The sequence below is a fragment of the Couchioplanes caeruleus genome, assembly GCF_003751945.1.
In the GTDB taxonomy this organism is placed as follows: domain Bacteria; phylum Actinomycetota; class Actinomycetes; order Mycobacteriales; family Micromonosporaceae; genus Actinoplanes; species Actinoplanes caeruleus.
This window is the reverse complement of record NZ_RJKL01000001.1, coordinates 564,580-584,286: the sequence shown is the minus strand read 5'-3', so window position 1 is coordinate 584,286 and position 19,707 is coordinate 564,580. Positions and strand designations below refer to the sequence as shown.

18 protein-coding genes and 1 pseudogene are annotated in these 19,707 nt (G+C 71.0%); 7 read left to right on the top strand and 12 right to left on the bottom strand.

The window, feature by feature from the left end; all coding sequences use genetic code 11:
* Position 1: 1 nt before the first annotated feature.
* Positions 2 to 1,246, bottom strand: coding sequence for a polyamine ABC transporter substrate-binding protein (locus EDD30_RS02875; RefSeq protein WP_071802978.1), 1,245 nt, complete (start codon positions 1,244 to 1,246; stop codon positions 2 to 4).
* Positions 1,243 to 2,349, bottom strand: coding sequence for an ABC transporter ATP-binding protein (locus tag EDD30_RS02870; protein WP_071802977.1), 1,107 nt, complete (start codon positions 2,347 to 2,349; stop codon positions 1,243 to 1,245). The genes EDD30_RS02875 and EDD30_RS02870 overlap by 4 nt, the downstream gene beginning before the upstream one ends.
* A gap of 165 nt (positions 2,350 to 2,514) precedes the next feature.
* Between EDD30_RS02870 and EDD30_RS02865 the strand changes: the two genes are divergently transcribed.
* On the top strand, positions 2,515 to 4,092 hold the full coding sequence (locus EDD30_RS02865) for a tetratricopeptide repeat-containing diguanylate cyclase (RefSeq protein WP_143162535.1): 1,578 nt from the start codon (positions 2,515 to 2,517) through the stop codon (positions 4,090 to 4,092).
* Positions 4,093 to 4,100: 8 nt separating this feature from the next.
* Here EDD30_RS02865 and EDD30_RS02860 read toward each other — a convergent pair whose 3' ends face one another.
* From EDD30_RS02860 to EDD30_RS02835, 6 genes are all read right to left on the bottom strand, one after another.
* The gene (locus tag EDD30_RS02860) at positions 4,101 to 5,315 is read right to left on the bottom strand and encodes an FAD-dependent monooxygenase (RefSeq protein WP_071802975.1); all 1,215 of its coding nucleotides are present in this window, start codon (positions 5,313 to 5,315) and stop codon (positions 4,101 to 4,103) included.
* Complete coding sequence (locus EDD30_RS02855; protein ID WP_071802974.1) at positions 5,312 to 5,890, bottom strand: TetR/AcrR family transcriptional regulator; 579 nt, start codon at positions 5,888 to 5,890, stop codon at positions 5,312 to 5,314. The genes EDD30_RS02860 and EDD30_RS02855 overlap by 4 nt, the downstream gene beginning before the upstream one ends.
* A 121-nt stretch (positions 5,891 to 6,011) precedes the next feature.
* Complete coding sequence (locus tag EDD30_RS02850; protein WP_244945084.1) at positions 6,012 to 7,481, bottom strand: S8 family serine peptidase; 1,470 nt, start codon at positions 7,479 to 7,481, stop codon at positions 6,012 to 6,014.
* A gap of 141 nt (positions 7,482 to 7,622) precedes the next feature.
* Positions 7,623 to 8,723 carry a type III PLP-dependent enzyme gene (locus EDD30_RS02845; protein ID WP_071802972.1) on the bottom strand — a complete coding sequence of 367 codons (1,101 nt, stop codon included), beginning with the start codon at positions 8,721 to 8,723 and terminating at the stop codon, positions 7,623 to 7,625.
* Between the two features lie 309 nt (positions 8,724 to 9,032).
* Positions 9,033 to 9,248 carry a DUF397 domain-containing protein gene (locus EDD30_RS02840; protein WP_071802997.1) on the bottom strand — a complete coding sequence of 72 codons (216 nt, stop codon included), beginning with the start codon at positions 9,246 to 9,248 and terminating at the stop codon, positions 9,033 to 9,035.
* Between the two features lie 43 nt (positions 9,249 to 9,291).
* Positions 9,292 to 10,134 carry a helix-turn-helix domain-containing protein gene (locus tag EDD30_RS02835; protein ID WP_244945552.1) on the bottom strand — a complete coding sequence of 281 codons (843 nt, stop codon included), beginning with the start codon at positions 10,132 to 10,134 and terminating at the stop codon, positions 9,292 to 9,294.
* A gap of 211 nt (positions 10,135 to 10,345) precedes the next feature.
* Between EDD30_RS02835 and EDD30_RS02830 the strand changes: the two genes are divergently transcribed.
* Positions 10,346 to 10,984 carry a GOLPH3/VPS74 family protein gene (locus tag EDD30_RS02830; protein ID WP_071802970.1) on the top strand — a complete coding sequence of 213 codons (639 nt, stop codon included), beginning with the start codon at positions 10,346 to 10,348 and terminating at the stop codon, positions 10,982 to 10,984.
* Positions 10,985 to 11,058: 74 nt separating this feature from the next.
* Positions 11,059 to 12,864, top strand: a complete 1,806-nt coding sequence (locus tag EDD30_RS02825; RefSeq protein WP_342353725.1) for an APC family permease — start codon at positions 11,059 to 11,061, stop codon at positions 12,862 to 12,864.
* Positions 12,865 to 12,989: 125 nt separating this feature from the next.
* Here the strand turns inward: EDD30_RS02825 and EDD30_RS02820 are convergent, their stop codons facing one another.
* Entirely contained in the window at positions 12,990 to 13,541 is a 552-nt protein-coding gene (locus EDD30_RS02820; protein ID WP_071802968.1) for a hypothetical protein, read from the bottom strand.
* Between the two features lie 358 nt (positions 13,542 to 13,899).
* Here EDD30_RS02820 and EDD30_RS02815 point away from each other — a divergent pair, with 358 nt between their 5' ends.
* Entirely contained in the window at positions 13,900 to 15,783 is a 1,884-nt protein-coding gene (locus EDD30_RS02815; protein WP_071802967.1) for a Xaa-Pro dipeptidyl-peptidase, read from the top strand.
* A 139-nt stretch (positions 15,784 to 15,922) separates the two neighbouring features.
* Positions 15,923 to 16,276: a cyclic-phosphate processing receiver domain-containing protein gene (locus EDD30_RS02810; protein WP_071802996.1), complete on the top strand. Its 354-nt coding sequence runs from the start codon at positions 15,923 to 15,925 to the stop codon at positions 16,274 to 16,276.
* Positions 16,277 to 16,295: 19 nt separating this feature from the next.
* Here EDD30_RS02810 and EDD30_RS02805 read toward each other — a convergent pair.
* Positions 16,296 to 17,269 (bottom strand): annotated as a pseudogene (locus EDD30_RS02805) (IS110 family transposase); the annotation flags it as partial.
* Between the two features lie 165 nt (positions 17,270 to 17,434).
* Between EDD30_RS02805 and EDD30_RS02800 the strand changes: the two are divergent.
* Both EDD30_RS02800 and lepB read left to right on the top strand, forming a co-directional pair.
* Positions 17,435 to 17,788, top strand: coding sequence for a PadR family transcriptional regulator (locus EDD30_RS02800; RefSeq protein WP_071802966.1), 354 nt, complete (start codon positions 17,435 to 17,437; stop codon positions 17,786 to 17,788).
* Positions 17,785 to 18,537: a signal peptidase I gene (lepB, locus tag EDD30_RS02795; RefSeq protein WP_071802965.1), complete on the top strand. Its 753-nt coding sequence runs from the start codon at positions 17,785 to 17,787 to the stop codon at positions 18,535 to 18,537. Before EDD30_RS02800 ends, lepB begins: the two co-directional genes overlap by 4 nt.
* Here lepB and EDD30_RS02790 read toward each other — a convergent pair.
* Together EDD30_RS02790 and EDD30_RS02785 are read right to left on the bottom strand one after the other, a co-directional pair.
* Positions 18,483 to 19,016: a methyltransferase domain-containing protein gene (locus tag EDD30_RS02790; RefSeq protein ID WP_244945551.1), complete on the bottom strand. Its 534-nt coding sequence runs from the start codon at positions 19,014 to 19,016 to the stop codon at positions 18,483 to 18,485. The two genes, lepB and EDD30_RS02790, sit on opposite strands and share 55 nt — an antisense overlap.
* A 154-nt stretch (positions 19,017 to 19,170) precedes the next feature.
* Entirely contained in the window at positions 19,171 to 19,677 is a 507-nt protein-coding gene (locus EDD30_RS02785) for a GNAT family N-acetyltransferase (protein ID WP_071802964.1), read from the bottom strand.
* Positions 19,678 to 19,707: the final 30 nt, after the last annotated feature.

Sequence of the window (19,707 nt, the reverse complement as noted above, 5' to 3'; positions counted from 1 at the left end):
GTCAGCCGAGTACGATCGGTTCGAAGATGCGCTGGTACTCCTGCTGTTCCGCGGCGGTGGCGAAGTCGCGGAAGTAGTGCAGCTTGGCATAGTCGCCCGCGGACGGGAACACCAGCGGGCTCTGCGCCACCGACCGCAGCTCCGCGCGCTTGTCGCCGCTCGCCGCCGCCGCGTCCTTCTCGATCCGCTCCCGCGCGGCCGGCACGGGGCACACGTAGGCGATGTACCGGGCCAGCGAGGCGGCGATGTCCACCCGGTAGAAGAAGTCCATCAGGGTGAGTGCGTCGACCGGGTTGCGCGCGGTGACCGGGATGGCGAGGTTGTCCGTCCAGAGCGTGCCGCCCTCCTTCGGGACCACGAACTTGAGATCCGTACCGTCGGAGAGGTTCTTCTGGAAGATGTCGCCGGACCACGCCTGGGTGATCCACACCTCGCCCTTGCCGAGCGCGTCGATGTAGCTCTGGTCGTAGTAGTTGCGCACGATGCCGGCGCTCTTCTGCTCCTGGAGCCGGGCGGCGGCGCGGCGCCAGTCGTCCGGCGTGGACCGTACCGGGTCGACGCCCAACGCGAGCATGCCGGCGTTGCCCAGTTCCTGGGGGTCGGCGAGCATCCCGACGCGGCCGCGGAACGCCGGGTCCCACAGGTCGGCGAGCGAGGTGATGGGGCGGGTGACCTTCTTCGGGTCGTACGCGATGCCGGTCATGCCGGAGGTCCACGGGATGGTGTAGACGTTGCCGCGGTCGAACGCCTCCTCCCGGTAGGCCGGTGCGGCGTTCGCGGCGAAGTTCGGCAGCCTGGCGTGGTCGAGCGGGGCCAGGAAGCCGGAGTCCACGAACTGCCGGAACTGGATGCCGTTGGAGATGACCATCAGGTCGAAGCCGATGTCCTGCCCGGCCGCGAGCTGCGGCTGCACCCGGGCGAACCAGGGTGCCATCTCCGCGATGACCTCCTGGTAGTCCACCCGGATGCCGGTCTCGGCCGTGAACGCCTTGAGCTCCGGGTGGGCCGGGTCCATGTAGAGCGGCCAGTTGGCGAAGCGCACCGTGCCCGTGCCGGTGCGTCCGGCCCAGAAGCCGGCCACCGCGCTGGGTGCAGGCGCGCCGCGCGTGCCCCGGCCCTTCACCCCGCAGGCGGACAGGGCCGTTCCCAGCGCCGCGAGGCCGGACATCGTCAGGGCGTCGCGGCGGCCGAACCGCCGCCGCGTCAGGCCGCGGAGGGCGGGGTCGCTGAGGTGCTGCGGGCTCATCGGACTCCGATCGGGTAGGAGTTCTGCGGGCTCCAGGTGAGGAAGACGCGGTCGCCGGGGCCGGCCAGCTCCTCGGCGGAGTGCGCGTTCTGGCGGAAGACCACCAGGTCGGTGCCGGCGGCCGTGGTCACGGTGTAGCTGGTCGAGGTGCCGCGGTAGACGACGTCGGTGACGAGGCCGCTCAGGACGCTGCCCGCGGCCGTGGTGGGTTCCTCGCGGCTGAGGTCGATCTTCTCGGGACGTACGGAGACCTCCAGCTTGTCGCCCTCCCGTACGCCGGCCGGCACCGGCACGAGGACCCGGTCGCCGGGGCCGTAGGTCAGCACCGCGGTCCCGTCGGCGACGCCGGCGGCGTGGCCGTCGAGCAGGTTGGTGGTCCCGATGAACCCGGCGACGAACCGGGTCGCCGGGCGTTCGTAGATCTCCCGGGGCGTGCCGAGCTGTTCCAGGCGCCCGGAGCGCATGACCGCGATGCGGTCGGACATGGTCAGGGCCTCGCCCTGGTCGTGGGTGACGTAGACGAAGGTGATGCCGACCTCGCGCTGGATGCGTTTGAGCTCGAGCTGCATCTGCTGGCGGAGCTGGAGGTCGAGGGCGCCCAGCGGCTCGTCGAGCAGCAGCGCCCGCGGCCGGTTGACCAGGGCCCGGGCCAGGGCGACCCGCTGCTGCTGGCCTCCGGAGAGCTCTCGCGGGGAGCGCTTCTCCAGGCCGGTCAGCGAGACGATCTCCAGCATCTCGCCGACCCGGCGGCGGATCTCGTCCCGGCCGGTCCTGCGCTGCTCCAGCCCGAAGGCCACGTTCCGGTACGTGTCCAGGTGCGGGAAGAGCGCGTACGACTGGAACACCATGTTGACGTCGCGCCGGTGCGGCGGCACCCCGGTGACGTCGTGGCCGTCGAGGTACACCGTGCCGCCGGTGGGCTGCTCGAACCCGGCGATCATCCGCATCGTGGTGGTCTTGCCGCAGCCCGAGGGTCCGAGCAGCGAGAAGAACTCGCCGCGGCCGACGGTGAGGTCGGTGGGGCGCACCGCCCGCACTGTCTCGCCGTGCGATGGGAAGTCCTTGTGTACGCCGGCGAGCTCGATCGCGGCCTTGTCGTCCATCGCCGTACCTTTTCCACCGAGATGTTTCCCCACGTGCCCGGACCTCCCGGTCGGTGCCCGCCGCACGTTACCGTCCGCCGATACCGGCATCACCCGGGGGGACCACACCTCACATGAGGGTCACGAACGCTTCGATTCCGGCTCCGGCGGCCGATCGGAGAGCCCGTGAGTGTGCGGACGCCCCCGGCCGTCGCGGAACCCACCGGTGCCGCGGCGAGACTGGCGTCCGAGCTGGATGATCTTGAGAATCACCAGGGTCACGACATCGACTCCATCCTCGTGCGCGCGGCCGAGGCCGCCTGGGCGGCGCAGGCGCTCGGCAACGACCTGCTGCTGCGCCGGGCCCAGCTCGTGCAGGCGGACATGCGCCAGCGCAGCGGCAGCCCCGGCGACGCCGCCCGGGTCTTCCTGACGATCCACGCCTGGGCGGAACGCTACGACTCCCGGCCGCTGCGCGCCCGCAGCCACTTCCACCTGGCCCTGACGCACCACTACCTCGGCGACCACTCCGCCAGCCTCGAGCACGCGCTCGCCTCGGTCGAGCTGCTGGAGGAGACGGCGCCGGCCGGGCTGCGGATCATCTATCTGGTCCGGCTGGCCAATTCGCTGGTCGAGTGCGGATCGCTGGACGCGGCCCGGGAGCGGTACGCCCAGGCGGAGCGTCTCGCGATCGACTCCGGCGACCTCACGCGCCAGCTCCTGGTGCTCAACAACCTCGCGTACACCGAGATCGAGGTCGGCAACGACGCCGTCGCCGGGAAGATCGTCGAACGCATGCACGCCGCCGTCCGCGCCCTCGGCCGCGACTACCTGGTCATGGAGTGCGACACCATCGCCAACGTCCAGATCAGCGCCGGGGACTACGCCGGCGCCGAGCGGACGCTGGCGGGCATCGCCGACGCGCCGCGCTGGTTCGAGGCGCACGACGTCGCCGACGCGCGGCTCACCCTGGCGACCGCGCAGCGCCGGCTGGGCGCGCTGGAGCGCGCCCAGGCCACCCTCGACCGCTGCAAGGCCGGGTGCACCACCGACGACCTGCGGGCCGTCCTGGTCCGCGCGATGGCCGAGCAGGCCGAGCTGTACGCGGCCGCCGGCCGGTACGCCGACGCCTTCGCCGAGTACAAGCGGTTCCACGCGGCCGCCGAGGACCTCCGCTCCCGGCAGCAGGAGGCGCGGGCGCGCACCCGCCAGGCGATGTTCGAGACCGCCGAGGCGCGGCGCGAGGCCGAGCGCTACCGCGAGCAGGCCCGCCGCGACCCGCTGACCGGCCTCTACAACCGGCGCTTCGTCGACGAGCGCCTGCCGCACATCGTCACGCACGCGATCCGCGCGGGCGCCCCGCTCACCGTCGCGCTGGTCGACCTCGACCACTTCAAGCGCATCAACGACACGCTCTCGCACGACGTGGGCGACCGCGTGCTGGTCACCATCGCCGACCTGCTCGCGGCCTCGATGGACGGGCAGGACAAGGACGCCTTCGTCGCCCGCATGGGCGGCGAGGAGTTCCTCGTCGTCGTGCCCGGCCTCGCCGAGGGCGCCGGCAGATCGTGGCTGAACAACCTGCGGCGCACCGTACGCGACCACCCGTGGGCGCCGATCACCGGCGAGCTCCCGGTGACGGTGAGCATCGGCGCGGTGGCCGGCCCGGCGGCGCCCGGCGACGACCAGGCCGCGCTGCTCGCCGAGGCCGACCGCAACCTCTACGTCGCCAAGCGCAGCGGCCGAGACCGCGTCGTCTGCTGACGCGTCGGTCAGCGGTGGTCGGTGGACGCCGCCGATGCGGGTGGTCTCCCGGCCGCCAGGTCGGCGACGAGGGCGGTGGGCTTGCCGACCACCGCGGTCGCCGCGAGCCGGTCGGTCAGCGGTAGCCGGGCGAGCGTGAGGGCGGCGCGGCGCAGCCGTAGCTCGGTGCGGGTCGCCGGCAGGAACCAGCGCACACCGCGGCGAGCCGCCTCCTGACGGTCGAGGACGATCGGGCGCAGGGCGCCCTCGTACGCCGCCAGCGCCGCTTCCACGGACGCGGACCGGGCCAGATGCTCGCCGAGCAGGTACGCGCCGGCGACCGCCAGCGAGGCGCCCTGCCCGGCCAGCAGGGAGACGGCGTACGCCGCGTCGCCCAGCAGCGCCACCCGGCCCCGGCTCCAGGCCGGTACGACGGCCTGGGCGACCTGGTCGTAGTACACCTCGGTGGACGGTGGGCAGGCGGCCAGCGCGCGGGGTGCAAGCCAGCCGAGCGTGCCGTACTCGCGGCGCAGTGCGGCCCCGGCGTCGTCCGGCAGGACCGGATCGCCGGTGCGGTGCACGGTGAACACCGCGACCCGGCCGTCGCGCAGCCCGTAGAAGCCCATGGCGCGCTGCGGCGTGTCCGTCATGCAGAACCTCCCGGCGACGGCGGCGTGCACGGCCGGGTCGTCGAACGAGAAGGCGGCGGTGTGCAGGCCCAGATACCGCAGGTACCGCTCTTCCGGGCCGAAGACCAGCGCCCGGACGACCGAATGGATGCCGTCACAGCCGACGAGCAGATCGGCGGCGAGGGTGGTGCCGTCGTGCAACGTCACCCGCACGCCGTCGGTGCGGTCGTCCACCTGCGTGACGGTGCTGGCGAAGCGGACGTCGACGCGGGCGCTGAGCTGCTCTCGCAGCGCCTGCTCCAGGTCTGGACGCATCACGCTGACCAGTCGCCCGCCCGCGGCCCGCGCGAACCGCCCGAGCCGCAGCCCGGCGCGGCGGTTCCCCGAGGTGTCGCAGTAGGCGACCTCGTCGATGCGGTAACCCCGCTCGAGGATGCGGGGCAGCACCCCGGTCGCCTCGGCGGCGTCGTACCCCGGGCCGAAGAAGTCGATCATGTAGCCACCCGTCCGTGGGGCGGGCGCCTTCTCCACGACGATGACCTCGGCGCCGGAGGCGTCCAGCCGCTGGGCGAGGGACAGCCCCGCGATGCCGGCGCCACAGATGATCACCTTCACGACGTGGCCTCCGATCCCGCCGTCAGCAGCCTGCGCAGCACGGTGGCCACGGTGGAGCCGTCCGGGCCCGGCAGCAGCGTCCGGTGCAGTATCACCCCGTCGACCGCGGCGGCCAGCACCGCCGCCGTGGCGGCCGGATCGGGCACCGCGTGGGCGGCGAGGCGGTCGGCGAGCTGCCGGCGGAACTCGGCGATCACCTCGCCGAGCGCGCTCTGCAGCGCTTCGTCCCGGGCCGCCGCCAGGTATGTCTCGACGAACAGCACCGACACCGCGTCGGTGCCGCCGGAACCGTCCAGCATGGCCAGCAGCACGGTGAGGGCCTCGTCGGCGCTGCGGGCGCCGGCCAGCACCGGGCCCGCCTGCGCGGTCAGGGACCGCGCCGCCTGCAGCGCCGCCTCGCTCAGCAGCGCCTGCACCGAAGTGAAGTGGTAGTGCACCACGCCGGGTGCCACTCCGGCCCGCTCCGCCAGCATCCGGGTGCTGATCGCCGACCACCCCCGTTCGGCGATCAGCTCCGTCGCCGCCTGGAGCAGGCGCTGCCGGGCCTGCCGGCCGCGTTCCGCCGTCGTCACCATGCCGGACCTCCTTGGTCGTTCGCCCAAGTCGACCGTACAGGGCGATCGCCCAATCCGCCAAGGACGGAGATGGCCGCGCCTTCCGGCGCGGCCATCTCCGTCGTCCGTGCTCGCCCGGTCGTCAGTTCTTCCAGGCTCCGTTGGTGCCGTGCTGCCAGGCCGCGCCGGACCAGGCCCGTCCCGACCAGGGCACCCCGTCCACCAGGTTGTTCGACCACGCCCGACCGTTCCAGGTCGCCCCGGCCCAGGCGAGGTCCGACCACGACCGGCCGGCCCAGTTCGTGCCCGACCAGGAGCGGCCGGCCCAGTTGGCCTGTCCGTACTGGGTGCCCTCCCAGTGGGTGCCGGTCATCGGCCGTCCCATCCAGGACCCGCCCCGCCACGCCCGTCCCGTCTTGCTCGCCACCGCCCAGGTGGACGACTTCAGCGGGCCGAAGATGTCACGCTCACCGGTCAGCGGCACTCCGTTCAGGCTGACGATCGACGTGCCCCGGGCGGCCTGAATGCTGCCCGTACCCGTCGAGCGCGGTCCCACCGCCCGGCACAGGGTCGGCAGGCTCGCCGTCGCCCGGTCCAGGTCGATCATCTTGCCGCCGCTCGTCCCCACGGACGGGCCGGACTGGCGCAGGGAGCACTTCAGCGAGTCCGGCGTCAGCGCCGGGTAACGGTCGAGCAGCACCGCGGCCGCCCCCGTCGCGACCGCCGCGGCCTGGGAGGTGCCGCTGCCGACGAAGTATCGCTCGCCGACGCGCGCCGAGGGGTTCGTGGCGTCGACCATGGAACCCGGCACCCGCAGCGACACCACGGACCGCCCGGGCACGAGCAGGTCCGGCACGCGCGGCGCCGTACCCATGCTGGTGAACGAGGCCACCTGGTCGTCCGCGGGGGACGTGGTGCCGAGGGGGTCGGTCGCGCCCACCGTGATCACGTACGGGTCGTAGGCCGGGTTGGTGATGGCGCCGCCGGTGTTCCCGGAGGCCACCACGACCGCGATGCCGGCCCGGTAGGCGTTCTGCACGGCGTGCGACAGCGGGTTCTTCTGCCAGCTCAGCACGCCGTCGGTGCCGTACGAGAGGTTCAGCACGCGGATCGGGTTGCGGGGATCGTCGTTGCGGTGCTCCACCACCCAGTCGATGGCGGCGATCACCTGGGTCACGTCCACCGCGCCGTTGGCCGCGCCGACCTTGAGGGAGAGCAGCTTCGCGTCGGGGGCCATGCCGGTGAAGCCGCCACGCGCGGAGTCGCGGCCGGCGATGATGCCCGCAAGATGGGTGCCGTGGCCGTACGAGTCGCGCCACCGCAGGTTCGCGACCTGGCTCTCGAACGACAGGTCCGGCCCGTTCGCCACGTTGCCGGAGGTCAGGCCCTCCACGGGCGCCACGCCGGTGTCGATGAGGGCGATGCCGATGCCCTGGCCGGTGTAGCCGCGCTGCGCGGCCACGTCCGTCCGGGTGATCCGGCGGACGTCGGTCAGGGTCGCCCCTGCGGCGTTGAAGCTGTAGTCGGCCACCGAAGCGGCCCGTGCGGGCGAGGCGGCCTGTGCGGGCGTCAGCCCGGTCAGGGCCGTCGCCACCGTCGCCGCAGCCGTCACCGCGACCGCAACCGCGTTCCGCCGCCCTCGTGCTCGTCTGACCGTCATGGCCGAGGAGATCGGCCCGCAGGGAGAGGACTTGAGGACTTCCCGATCGGGACTTGAGGATTTTCCTCGTTGCTTTCGCGGGGCGATCGGGGGTCAGATCAGCACCACGCGCGGCGGGGCGAACCCGTTGAACCGGGACGCGTACACGCTCGTGTACGCCCCCGCCGACCCGATCAGCAGTTCGTCGCCCTCGTGCAGGTCCGCCGAGAGCAGCACGTCGCGCGCGAACGTGTCCTGGCTGTCGCAGGTGGGCCCGGTCAGGTGGTAGCAGCGCCGCAGCCGCGTGCCGCGGGTGTCGTGGATCGGGTAGCGCAGCTCGCCGCCGGACTCGAGGACCTCCATGAGGCCGTGGAACACCCCCAGGTCGGTGTGCGCCCACCACCCGGACGGGCGCTCGGCGACGCCGATCACCCGGCAGCGGAACGTCCCGGCCTCGGCGACGAGGCAGCGGCCCGGCTCGGCGAAGACCTCCACCGGGTACGGCAGCGCGGCGATCTCGGCGGCGGCGGCGCGCCCGAAGTCGGCCAGCGGGGGGACGGGCTCGTCGTACGCCGCCGGGAAACCGCCGCCGATGTCGACCATCTCGAGCCGTACCCCGGCTCGTCGCAGCCGGTCCATCGCGTGGGCCACGTCCTGCAGCGGCCGCCGCAGTGCCGAGGGCGCCAGCGACTGCGACCCCATGTGGAAGGTGATCCCGTACGGCACCAGCCCCCGCTCGCGCGCCTCCAGCAGCAACCGGACCGCCCCGGTGACGTCGACGCCGAACTTGCCCTCGCTGGGGACGACGCTGTCCTGGCCGAAGGTGGCGAGGCGCGCGTACACCCGGGCGCCGGGGGCTTCCACGGACAGCCGGTGCAGCTCTTCCACGGAGTCCACGCTGAACCGGTCGACGCCGGCGGCCGCCGCGCGGGCCGTCTGTTCCCGCGCCCGGACCGGGTTGCTGAAGATCACCTCGGGTCCGGGGACGCCGATGCCGGCCAGGATCTCGACCTCCTGCGTGGAGGCGACCTCGAAGTCGCACCCGGCCTCGCGCAGCGTCCGCAGTACGCCGGCATGGGTGTTGCACTTGGTGGCGTAGTACGGCCGCACCCCGGGGAACGCGTCCCGGAACGTCTGCAGCGCGGCGACGATGCGCTCGGCCCGCATCTCGAGCACGGGCCCCGGGCGTGGCTGGGTGATCGGCGCGACCGTCATGAGGTGTGGCGATGACTGGCGCAACGGGAGTCCCCTTACGCTAGGTATTTGGTCCAATGCGGAGCGTGCGTTACTCAGTATGCATCGCCGCCGGGAAAACGTCGATGAGCTGCGCTCATGGAGATCAATGCAGGAGATGACCTCGTGGGTGCGGAGAACGCGGTTCGGGGCGCTTCCGAAGAAGCGCCCCGAACCCATGGTGGACGAGCCTGATCAGGACCCTTTCACCATCTTGAATTAGATCTTGAACCCTCGGGAAGTTGACTTTGAGTATCCACTTCCCATCCGTGAGTACAGATCGGTAATCTCTCAGCGGTTGATATCGAACTCGCCGTTCTGCACCGAGTTGACGAACTCGTTCCAGCGGGCCGGTTCGAAGACGAGAGCGGGACCGGAAGGGTTCTTGCTGTCGCGTACGGCGACGGCTGTGTCGAGGACTGCGACCTCGACACAGTTGTTGCCGCCGTTTCCGTTGCTGCGACTGCTCTTTTTCCAAACGGCAGCGTTGAGATGGTGCGCTGGCATGCCATGCACCCCCCTTCGATATGCGATTGTGCGTGCCCGCCTCCTACGCGCGCAGGAGGCTTTCGATCATTTTGAGGGTCAGGCGCGGATCAAGGGCCCGTGCACTCAACGCCTCGAACTCCGCACGGTAACGCGCGACCTCTGAATGTTGCTCTTCGTAGAGGTCTCCCGCAAGACCCTCTAGGTAAACTACATCCAAATGAGTGGTCTCGCGGAACTCCAAAAGCGCTGCTGAACCCCCGAGGAAGGGATGCTCGCCGGCGTCGAACGGCAAGATCTGCAGCGTCACGTTCGGTAATTTAGCGGCATCGATGAGATGGCGGAGCTGTCCGTCCATGACGTCGGGCCCGCCCACCGAGCGCCGCACCACCGACTCGTCGATGATCGCGAGCAGTTCGAGCGGGTTCGCGCCGGTCAGCCGCCCTTGCCGCTTGAGGCGCAACGAGACCCGACGATCGATGTGCTGCGGCGAGTCCGTGGCCCGGCCGGTGCGCATCAGGGCACGGATGTAGGCCTCGGTCTGCAGGAGGCCGGGCACGATGATCGGCCCCCAGTCGCGCAGGGACGACGCCTCGGCCTCGAGGCCGATGAAGTTGCCGGGCCGCATGATGTCGCGGTAGTCCGTCCACCAGGTCTTCTGGCGCGACGAGCGGGCCAGTTCGAGCAGGGCGTCGCGATACTGCTCGTCCTCGACGCCGTAGAGCAGCAGCAGGTCCCGGACGTCGCGGGGGGTGACGGCGACCCGCGCGGTCTCGATCCGGGTGACCTTGGCGGCGTGCCATTCAAAATGGCGCGAAACGTTTTCCTGGGTCAGTCCGGCCCGCTCGCGGCACCGTTTCAATTCGGTGCCCAGGCGACGTCGGCGCAGCGTAGGTCCCTCGTCCATGGACACCGTGACTCCCTCGATCTCGGGTCGTCGCCACCGTCGTCCCATCGTCTCATGATCCAATTTGGACGAGCGGGACTGCCGCGAGTCTAGTACTTCTTGCATTGACCTCGAAGCGAGGTACATGATGCTTCGGACAGCGAGATATTGCCTTCCCCACGGGTGTTTGCCCGCCGAGGTGTCTCAGGTTTTTTGTCTAAGGAGTGGCGGCGTGCTGGCTGACCAGTTCTTCCTGATCGCACACGAGGACCGGACCGGCCGGTCACGTCTGCACCCCCGGGCAACCGGCCTGGGGCTCGCCGCGGCAATGCTCGGCGAATTGATGCTCGAGGGACGCCTGCGGATCTTCGACGGCGATCTCTACATCGAGAGCCGCCAGCCGCCGCGGGACTCGCTGTCCCATTCCGTGCTGGAATTGCTCATCGCCCAGCCGCAGCACCGCGAAGTGCGCACCTGGCTGGCATATCTGTCACAGGACGCGGCCGACCGGGTGGGGGAGCGGCTGATGCGCGTCGGCGCGGTGGAATCCGTGACCCGACGCCGGATGCTGAGTACCCAGACCTTCTATATGCCCAACAACGAGGCGCAGCGCAACGCGGCGGCGTGGGCACCGATGCGGCTCGCCAACATCATGGTCCGCGGCCTGCAGATGTCGGTGAGCGACCGGCTGCTCGCCGGTCTGGTCGTCGCGACCGGCCTGACCCGCCACGTCCTGTGGGACTTCGAGGTGCACCGTCACGCCCTGACCCAGCTCCCCACCGCCATCGGCACCCTGCCGGAGGACTTCCGTCAGTTGATCGAGCAGACCGAGGCGTCCGTCGGCTCGGTGCTCGCCGTCGGGCGCAGGTGAGTGCCGTCGGCCGTCACCACCGCCGGCGGGACAACATCGATCAATGGGCTGGGAGGCTCTTGATGGCGCGCGACATGTCTGAGCCCGACATTGTCTCCACCGCCCTCGCACGAAACCGGCTCGGCGTTCCCTCGGTGGTCTTCTTCGGGGTGGCGGGCGCCGCCCCGCTCACCGTGGTCATCGGGGCCATCACGACGATCTACGCGGTCGTCGGCAACACCGCCGTGCCCGTGGTCTACCTGGTCGTCGCGGGGATCCTGTCGATCTTCACGGTCGGCTTCGTCGCGATGAGCCGGCACATCGTCAACAGCGGGGCGTTCTACTCGTATATCAGCCACGGGCTGGGCCGCATACCCGGCGTCGGCGCGGCGTTCGTGGCGCTGCCGGCCTACGCGCTGATGCAGATCGGCCTCTTCGGCCTCTTCGGCGTCGTCGCGTCCGGGGTGCTCGACGGGCTGGGCTTCCAGGTCGGCTGGTTCACCTGCGCCATCGTCGCCTGGGTGCTGGTCGCCGTGCTCGGCCTGCTCTGGGTCGACCTCAGCGGCAAGGTGCTCGCCGTCCTGCTGATCGCCGAGATCGTCATCGTGCTCGTCTACGACATCGTGATGGTGGCCAACCCGGCCGGCGGATCGGTGTCGTTCGCGACGCTGTCGCCGGCGCAGGTCTTCACCCCCGAGGTGGCGGCCATGATGGTGCTCGCCATCGGCGGTTTCGTCGGCTTCGAGGCGACGGTCGTGCTCTCGGAGGAGGCGAAGGACCCCCGCCGCACGATCGCCCGGGCGACCCACTGGGCCGTCATCCTCGCCGGGCTGCTCTGCGGACTGTCCGCCTGGGCCATGTCCGTGGGCGCGGGGCCGGGCAACATCGTGGCGGCGGCCCGGGCGGAGGAGACCGACCTGGTCTTCGCGCTGGTCGGCCCGCACCTGCCCGAGGCGCTGATCAACCTCGGCTACGTCCTCTTCATGACCAGCATCTTCGCCGCGCTGTTGGCCTTCCACGCCGCGGTGGCGCGCTACCAGTTCGCGCTCGGCCGCGAGGGCGTGCTGCCGCACACGTGGGGATACACCCATCCGCGCACCGGCGCGCCGATCGTCGGATCGCTGTCGCAGAGCCTGCTCGCGCTCGGCGTGCTCATCGTCTACCGGATCACCGGTGCCGACCCGCTGGTCTATCTCTTCGCATGGCTCACCGTCGTGGGCGGCCTGGGCGTACTCATCCTCATGTGGAGCGCCTCGGCCGCGGTGATCGCGTTCTTCCTGCGGCACCGCCACCAGGAGAACGTCTGGCGCGGCCAGGTGTCGCCGATCGTCGCCTTCCTGCTGTTGAGCGTCATCCTGTTCGCGACCGTCTACGGCCTCGGCGACCTGCTGCAGGTGGAAGCCGGCTCGATCTTCCACTGGCTCTTCCCGACCGGCTACGCCGTCTTCGCCGTCGTCGGCTTCATCTGGGCGGTCGTCATGCGCGCGGCCCGCCCCGAGGTGTACGCCGCGATCGGCCGGGGCGCGGACAGCGGGTTCATCGCCGACGCACCCCGCCTCAAGGGCTCGCACACCGAGCCGATCAGCGCCCGCGCGATGCTCGCCGCCGGTGCCCTGCCGCACGAGGCCCCGCCCGAGCCGCCGTGGGACGCCCCCACCGAGGTGTCCCCGCCGTGGTCGGTTCCGTCCCAGCCCTCGGCGCCGTGGGACGACGAGCCCTCCCCGACGCGGCAGGGCCCCGGGGAACCACCGACCTGGACGCCTTCGCCCGAGCAGCCCCCGCCATGGCGGACCCCGCCGGGCCCGTCGGCGTCCTGGCACACCCCTCCCGGGCAGGGACCCTGGGAGACCCCGCCCGAACAGCCGTGGGAGACCCCACCCGAGCCGTCCCGCTGGAAGTAGCCCACCCCACAGAACGCGCCGAACCGCCCGTCGATCCCGGACAGGAAGGAGGTCACCGTGCCGGCCGGACCGTCAGCCCCCCAAGAGCGCGATCCGGTGCGAAGCGGCGGGCGGTGACGGCGTGCTCAGGCCGCCTGCGGGAAGCGGTAGAGCCAGAACTGCTGCGCGTCCATCATCTCGGCCTCGCAGTTGCCGGAGAAGCGTTGCAGCATCAGCCGGATGACCCGGCTCATCTTGCGCTTCTCGTCGTTGTGCTGGCAGAAGTCGAGCCCGATGATGCCGTTCTGCGCGGCGGCGATCAGGTACATCGCCTCGACCAGGTCGGAGAACGAGGAGCTGGCTCGCCCGCCGGGCAGCACCGCGACGAAGCCGCAATACCAGATCTTGCGCTGGGCGTAGAGCTCCGGCCAGCGCCGCTCGAAATACTGCGGCGAGATCAACGGCATGGCGTCCAGGTCATTGGTGTACGTGGACAGCCCGCACAGCGTGCCCTCGTCGTCGAGGCTCAGGTACTTCTGCACCCGGCCGTCGCGCATCACGTCCTCGAACTCGTGACGGAACATGAGATGACGCTGGACCGCCAGGGCGTTCAGGCCGCGGAACGACTCCTCGTACATCTTCCACGCGGTCTCGATGAGCTCGTCGTCGTTGATCTGCTCGACAACCTTGATAACCATGCGACGCTCCCCGGAGTCATGGCGCTCAAGCCGATCGATGGCCTTTCCTGACCACAGCGTACGGAGCGTATTCGGCGGATTACAAGGCGTGATTCATGCCAAGGTCAACGTGTCCTGAAATGACAATTTCCGGTGCTCAGTCGCGCCAGTGCAGCGTTGTTACCGTTGGTCGAGGCGGGGCAAGCGATCGAGGGCTCACGCCGCATATCCGGCGCCGGCCCGCACGGAGGCGGGGTTCACGACTCCGAGTTCAGGACTCGTGACCGCTTCCGATCAGTCCCTTCCGGAGCCTGTCCGCGGCATATCGACATTGGACGATAAGGTGTGGCTCCGAGTCCGAGCCGGAGGCCAGTCGACGATGCGAACTTTCCGGGGTGGGGCGCGGCTGCTGGCCGCCGCCTGCGCCGTCATCACCGTTCTCTCCCCGGCGGCGGTCGCCACCGCCGCGCAGCCGTCCGCCGGGCCCCGCGGCACCGAGCCCGTCTACGACTACAGCCAGGCCATCCGCGAGCGGGTGTGGGTGCAGGTGCCGGTCGACAGCGACGCCGACGGCCGGCCCGACCGCGTCGCGGTGCGCATCATCCGGCCCCGCGAGACCGGCGACACCCGCAAGATCCCCGTGATCTTCCAGCCCAGCCCCTACTACGCCGGGCTCAACGACGTACCCAATCACGACGACATCGACCGCGACGGCGCCGCCGCCCGCCGCAGCGCGGCCGCCGGTAGGGACCGGGCGGCCGAGACCATCGTCTTCTCCGGCTACCTCGACAACTACTTCGTGCCCCGCGGCTACGCGGTCGCCTACGCCGACAGCCTCGGCACCGGCGGCTCGACCGGCTGCCCGACCTCCGGCGGACGCAACGAGACGCTCGGCATGAAGGCCGTGATCGACTGGCTCAACGGGCGCGCCCCGGGCTTCGACGAGTCCGGCGCCCCGGCCCTCGCCTCGTGGTCCACCGGCCGCACCGGGATGATCGGCGTGTCGTACAACGGCACCCTGCCCAACGCGGTGGCCGCGACCGGCGTGCGCGGGCTCGAGACGATCGTCCCGATCGCCGCCATCTCCCGCTGGTACGACTACTACCGCGCCAACGGCGGCGTCGTGGCGCCCGGCGGCTTCCAGGGCGAGGACACCGACGTCCTGGCCAAGGCGGTGCTCACCCGCGAGAACCCCGAGACCTGTGCGGGCGTGATGGCCGGCCTGGAGCGCGAGCAGGACCGCGAGACCGGCGACCACAGCCGCTTCTGGGCCGAGCGGGACTACCTTCGCGACGCCGCCAAGGTGCGCGCCAGCGTGCTGCTGGTGCACGGCCTGCACGACGACAACGTCCGCACGCAGCAGGCCGGCCAGTGGTGGGACGCCCTCGCCCGCCGCGGTGTGCCCCGCAAGATCTGGTGGCACCAGGCCGGCCACACCGACCCGTTCCACGTCCGGCGCGATGCGTGGCTCGCCACCCTGCACCGCTGGTTCGACCAGTGGCTCTACCGCATCGACACCGGCATCATGCGCGAGCCGATGGCGGACGTCGAGGTGGCACCCGGCCAGTGGCGCACGGCCACGACCTGGCCGGTGTCCGGCACGGCGTCGTCGGCCCTCGCCCTCGGCGGCCCCGCGGCGGACGGACGGGTGGGCACCCTGCAGCCGTGGCCGGCCCCGGCCGGTGCCAGGCAGACCTTCGTGGACGAGCCGTCGCGCACCGCCGAGGATCTGGTCGCGCAGGAGCTCGGCGCGGACCCGAACCGGCTGTCCTATCTCTCCGCGCCGCTGGAGAAGGAGGCCCGCCTCTCCGGCACTCCCGAGATCACGATCCGCGCCGACCTCGCCGGCAAGTCGCCGTACCTGACGGCGCTGCTGGTCGACTACGGCACGGCCGACCGCTTCGCGGGCATCCGGACGGTGCCCGGCCAACAGGACTGCATCGGCCCGGGCATCCCCGAGGACCCGGGCTGCTTCAACCGCCGTGAGTACGTGACCGAGCAGACCCCGTTCGAGATCGTCAGCCGCGGCTGGCTCGACGTCCGCAACCGGCTGTCACCGTCGCACAGCAGGCCGATCGAGGCGGGCAAGGCGTACACATTCCGCTGGAACCTGCAGACGCAGGACCACGTGTTCGCCTCCGGCCACCGCATCGGGCTCGTGCTGATCTCGACGGATCGCGACCACACCCTGCGCTACCCGGCCGGCACCGAGGTCGGCGTCCGCCTGGGCGTCTCCAAGGTGCTGCTGCCCCTGGCCGGCTGACCGGGCCCCGCTGCGCCACCCTCCGGGGTGTTGGAAAGGAATGTGTCACCAGACATCCGATGTCGTTACGGCGTCAAGCCGGCGCTTTTCGATGGAGATCCACCGCGCCGTCGGTCACGATGACGGGGTGAGTGCCGAGATGCTGCCCGTGGTTCTGATCGACGATCTCCGTTCGTTCGTTGACGGCCGGGCGGCGCATGTGGCGCGTAGCAGCGCGGCGGGGATTGACTTACTGCAGCGTTACCGCGCCCAGCGGTTGGCCGAGTTGTGGCTGGACCACGACCTGGGTGGGGACGACACGATCTGGCCGGTCGTCGAGCTGCTCGAGCAGGCAGCGTTCGAAGGGAGTCCCTTCGACATCGGAACCGTCTACATCCATTCGGCGAACCCACCGGGCGCCGCCAGGATCATGCAGGTCCTGCAGCGCTGGGGTTACGTGGTCCGCCTGTCGTCTGGTTCACCGCATGTGGGCTACCGAGTCGAGGCGCAGTAGCGGCTGGTGCGCCGCGATGTCAGCTGGATGCGGCCGGTAGTACGAAGGCGGAGGACTCCTGGTAGTTCGTTGCGCTGCGTGGGCAGTGGTGCAGGCAGCCGAGGAGCCGGTTGAACAGGTGGCGTAGCGCGGCGATGTGGGTGTCGCCGACGGCGCGGCGTCGGTCGTAGTGGGCGCGGACGCCGGGTGCGGCGCGTAAGGCGGCGAAGGCCCAGACGTAGCCGGCAGCGGCGAGGCGTTGGTTCTTCACGCGGCGGGCCATGACCCGGTGTGATCTTCCGCTGGCACGGGTGACGGGTGCGGCGCCGGCGTAGGCCTTGACGGCTCGGGCGTCGGAGAAGCGGGTGGGGTCGTCGCCGAGTTCGGCGAGCAGTCGGGCGCCGACCAGCGGTCCGAGGCCGGGGAAGCTGGTGATGACGTCGGAGCTGGGATGCTTGGCGAAGACCTCCTCGACGGCGGCGGCGAGGTCCTGTTCTGCCACGCCTGACAGCGGCCAGGATCTGTGTCCGGGTCAGCCTTGCTGCTCGGGCAGGAGTCGGCGCGATCGTCAGCAGCGCTGGGGGGTCGGGACGGCCGAGGCCCCCGTTCGGCAGATGGGCGAACGCGGTGAGAGCCGCGGGGTAGTAGTCGTGCAGCAGGGAGCGCACGCGCTGGACAAGTTGCAGGCGGTCCCAGACCGCGTCCTGCTGGGCGCGGGCCAGCACGGCGATCGCCTGGGCGAGATGGCTGTCGTCGGGGATGCGCCGGTGGGCGTCCATGTCGGTGCGCAGGATGTGCGCCAGGGTCATGGCATCACCGTGGTCGGACATCTTGCCGGACGCGCCGTGGCGCGCGATAACGCGACACCGCGAATGGGTTGATCGCGAACACCGGCCGGCCCGTGGCGCGTAGACACGAAACCAGTAGGCCTCGGGGCCGCTCGACGGCCACCGGGATCGGCGCCGCGGCGCTGTCTCCGGCAGCGGCGAGCAGGTCCAGGAGCTGACGTAATCCGTGGGCTGTTGGTGGGGGGGTTCGCTGTGGGCGTGTCTGCGGGCCGGCTGTCGGTGCCGGCGTTGACGCAGGCTGCGACGATGGCCGCGGCCAGGACGAGGATGCCGGCGGCCCGGTTCCGCCAGGGATCTTGAACAGGAAAGCCGAGTTATGTAGAGTTTCGCCGTGCCAAGAATCCCTCACACCTCACCTCAGACTCTGTGCCTGTTCGAGGCGCTGCTCGCCGACCCGGCCCAGTGGCGCTACGGCTACGACCTGAGCAAGCAGACGTCGCTGGCCTCGGGCACCTTGTATCCGATCCTGATGCGGCTGGCCGACCAAGGGCTCCTGGAAACCGGCTGGGAGCCGTCCGGTGAACCCGGCCGCCCGCCCCGGCACATGTACCGACTGAGCAGTGACGGGCTGGTGTTGGCGAGGCAGCGGCTCGCCGATCGCTCCAGCGCCGCCGCCGCTGCGGCCGTCGTCCGACGCCGCCCGGGCCCGATCGCGCAGGCGCGCACCGCGGGTGGTGCGGCATGAGCACATCCATCGTGACCCGCCGGCAACGGCAGGACGAGACATTCCTGCGGCGGCTGGCGTACGTCGTGCTGGCCGCGGCGGTACGGGGGCGCCGCGGCCGGCCCGGCGGGATCTGGGGCGAGGCGGTCCTCGCCGAATTCGGCGAGACGCGCGGCGGCTGGGAGGCTGTGCGCTGGGCCGCGGGTGGGCTGCGCGCGGTCTGGCAGGAACGCCGGGCCCGGGTCCGGCAGCTTCCCCGGTACACCCGGATCAGCCGCCGGATCGTCATGGTGGCGGTGATCGGCGCCGTCGCCGGATTCCTGACGAATCAGTACGCGCTGACAGTGCGCTTCGTGCCGAGCGGAGGCATGTCACCGACCATGCTGATCGGCGAACGGTTCCTGATCGACAAGCTCGGTCACCGGCTCGCCGGCATCGACCACGGCGACATCGTCCTGGTGTCGATGCCGGCCGAGGCCGGATCGCCGTCCTGGACCACCGTCAAGCGGGTCGTCGGGCTGCCCGGCGACACCATCGAGTGCCGCGACGGCAAGGTGTTCCGCAACGGCCGGCCGGTGGATGAGCCCTATCTGCCCGCGGATCCGCGGGCCGCGCGGACCGACTGCCGCACCACCACCGTGCCCGACGGCTTCCTCTACCTTCTCGGTGACCACCGGGAGGTGTCCCGCGATTCCCGCGACGACGTCGCCTACCGTCAGGACACCGTGGAAGGTCGGGTGCTCGTGCAGTTGTGGCCGTCCACCGAATGAGTCAGTGCGGCTTTTCCCAGACCGAGACGTGCCGAGCGCTGTCGCCGGTGAAGGGGGCACGGTCCCAGCCGGCCCAGCGGTGCCTCAGCCGCAGGCCCGCGAGGCGGGCCATGAGATCGAGCTCCGCGGGCCATACGTAGCGGAAGGGGATGCTGCGCTGTTCGGCCCGTCCGCCGGAGAGGAACAGATAGTTCGAGGTCAGTGCCTGGGTGGCGAGGTCGTAGTCGTCGTACGCCCACCGCGACGCGGTGGCGGGATACGGGCGGACCGTTGGTGACGTCGATCCGGTCGCCGCCAGGCTTGGCGCGCATCCGCGCCACCATGGCGCGGGACAAATCGATGCCGTGCACGGGCACTCCGCGCCGCGCCAGCGGGAGTGCCACGCGGCCCGTGCCGATGCCCAGCTCCAGCGCCGGACCGGTGCCCGCGAGCTGCGCCAGCACCTCCGCAGTGGTGTGAACGAGCTCCGGCTGGAACATCTCCGACGAGGGGTCGTCGTACCGCGCCGCCACCTGCTCACCGAAATACCCGTCCGGATTCTCCACGGCCAGGACGGTAACCGGCCATGCGTGCTGACGCTTCTCTATTTCCGGACGGGGGTGACCGCGGCGGCCGCGGCGGCGCAGGCGGGCGTCATCCGCCGGCCGGTGCGGGGGAGTCGAGGCGGAGCGTCAGGTATGTGCTGTTCGGGTCGCGCGTGTAGTCCGCGAAGGGCGGGCACGGGACGAATCCGTGCCGGCCGTAGAGCCGCCGGGCCGGTGCGAAGAAGTCCTGGGTACCCGTCTCCAGGCTGACGCTGTGGTAGCCCCTGGTGCGCGCCTCGTCGATCAGGAACGCGAGCAGGTGGGCGGCGACGCCGCGACCGCGCGCCTCCGGGCGGGTACGCATCGCCTTGATCTCACCCGCCGACGGGTCCAGCTCCTTCAACGCGCCGCAGCCGAGCAGCTCTGCGCCGTCCCACACGGTCCAGAACGACACCCCGTCCGCGCGGAGCCCCCCGTGGTCCAGCGCATGCACACTCTCGGCGGGCGAGGTCGCGTGCATGTCGGCGAGATGCTCGGCGATGAGCTGCCGAACCTGCTCGCGGGCAAGGTCGTCCCGCTCGATCCTGAGACCTGTCGATTCCCCCAGCGTGATCATGCCACGAGTATCGGGCAGCCCGTCCCCGGC

Excerpts from the sequence above, each read along its gene's own strand:
- EDD30_RS02875 (WP_071802978.1), bottom strand. The coding sequence starts at position 1,246 with ATGAGCCCGCAGCACCTCAGCGACCCCGCCCTCCGCGGCCTGACGCGG.
- EDD30_RS02870 (WP_071802977.1), bottom strand. The coding sequence starts at position 2,349 with ATGGACGACAAGGCCGCGATCGAGCTCGCCGGCGTACACAAGGACTTC.
- EDD30_RS02855 (WP_071802974.1), bottom strand. The coding sequence starts at position 5,890 with ATGGTGACGACGGCGGAACGCGGCCGGCAGGCCCGGCAGCGCCTGCTC.
- EDD30_RS02845 (WP_071802972.1), bottom strand. The coding sequence starts at position 8,723 with ATGACGGTCGCGCCGATCACCCAGCCACGCCCGGGGCCCGTGCTCGAG.
- EDD30_RS02840 (WP_071802997.1), bottom strand. The coding sequence starts at position 9,248 with ATGCCAGCGCACCATCTCAACGCTGCCGTTTGGAAAAAGAGCAGTCGC.
- EDD30_RS02835 (WP_244945552.1), bottom strand. The coding sequence starts at position 10,134 with ATGGACGAGGGACCTACGCTGCGCCGACGTCGCCTGGGCACCGAATTG.
- EDD30_RS02825 (WP_342353725.1), top strand. The coding sequence starts at position 11,059 with ATGTCTGAGCCCGACATTGTCTCCACCGCCCTCGCACGAAACCGGCTC.
- EDD30_RS02820 (WP_071802968.1), bottom strand. The coding sequence starts at position 13,541 with ATGGTTATCAAGGTTGTCGAGCAGATCAACGACGACGAGCTCATCGAG.
- EDD30_RS02815 (WP_071802967.1), top strand. The coding sequence starts at position 13,900 with ATGCGAACTTTCCGGGGTGGGGCGCGGCTGCTGGCCGCCGCCTGCGCC.
- EDD30_RS02810 (WP_071802996.1), top strand. The coding sequence starts at position 15,923 with ATGCTGCCCGTGGTTCTGATCGACGATCTCCGTTCGTTCGTTGACGGC.
- lepB (WP_071802965.1), top strand. The coding sequence starts at position 17,785 with ATGAGCACATCCATCGTGACCCGCCGGCAACGGCAGGACGAGACATTC.
- EDD30_RS02790 (WP_244945551.1), bottom strand. The coding sequence starts at position 19,016 with ATGTTCCAGCCGGAGCTCGTTCACACCACTGCGGAGGTGCTGGCGCAG.
- EDD30_RS02785 (WP_071802964.1), bottom strand. The coding sequence starts at position 19,677 with ATGATCACGCTGGGGGAATCGACAGGTCTCAGGATCGAGCGGGACGAC.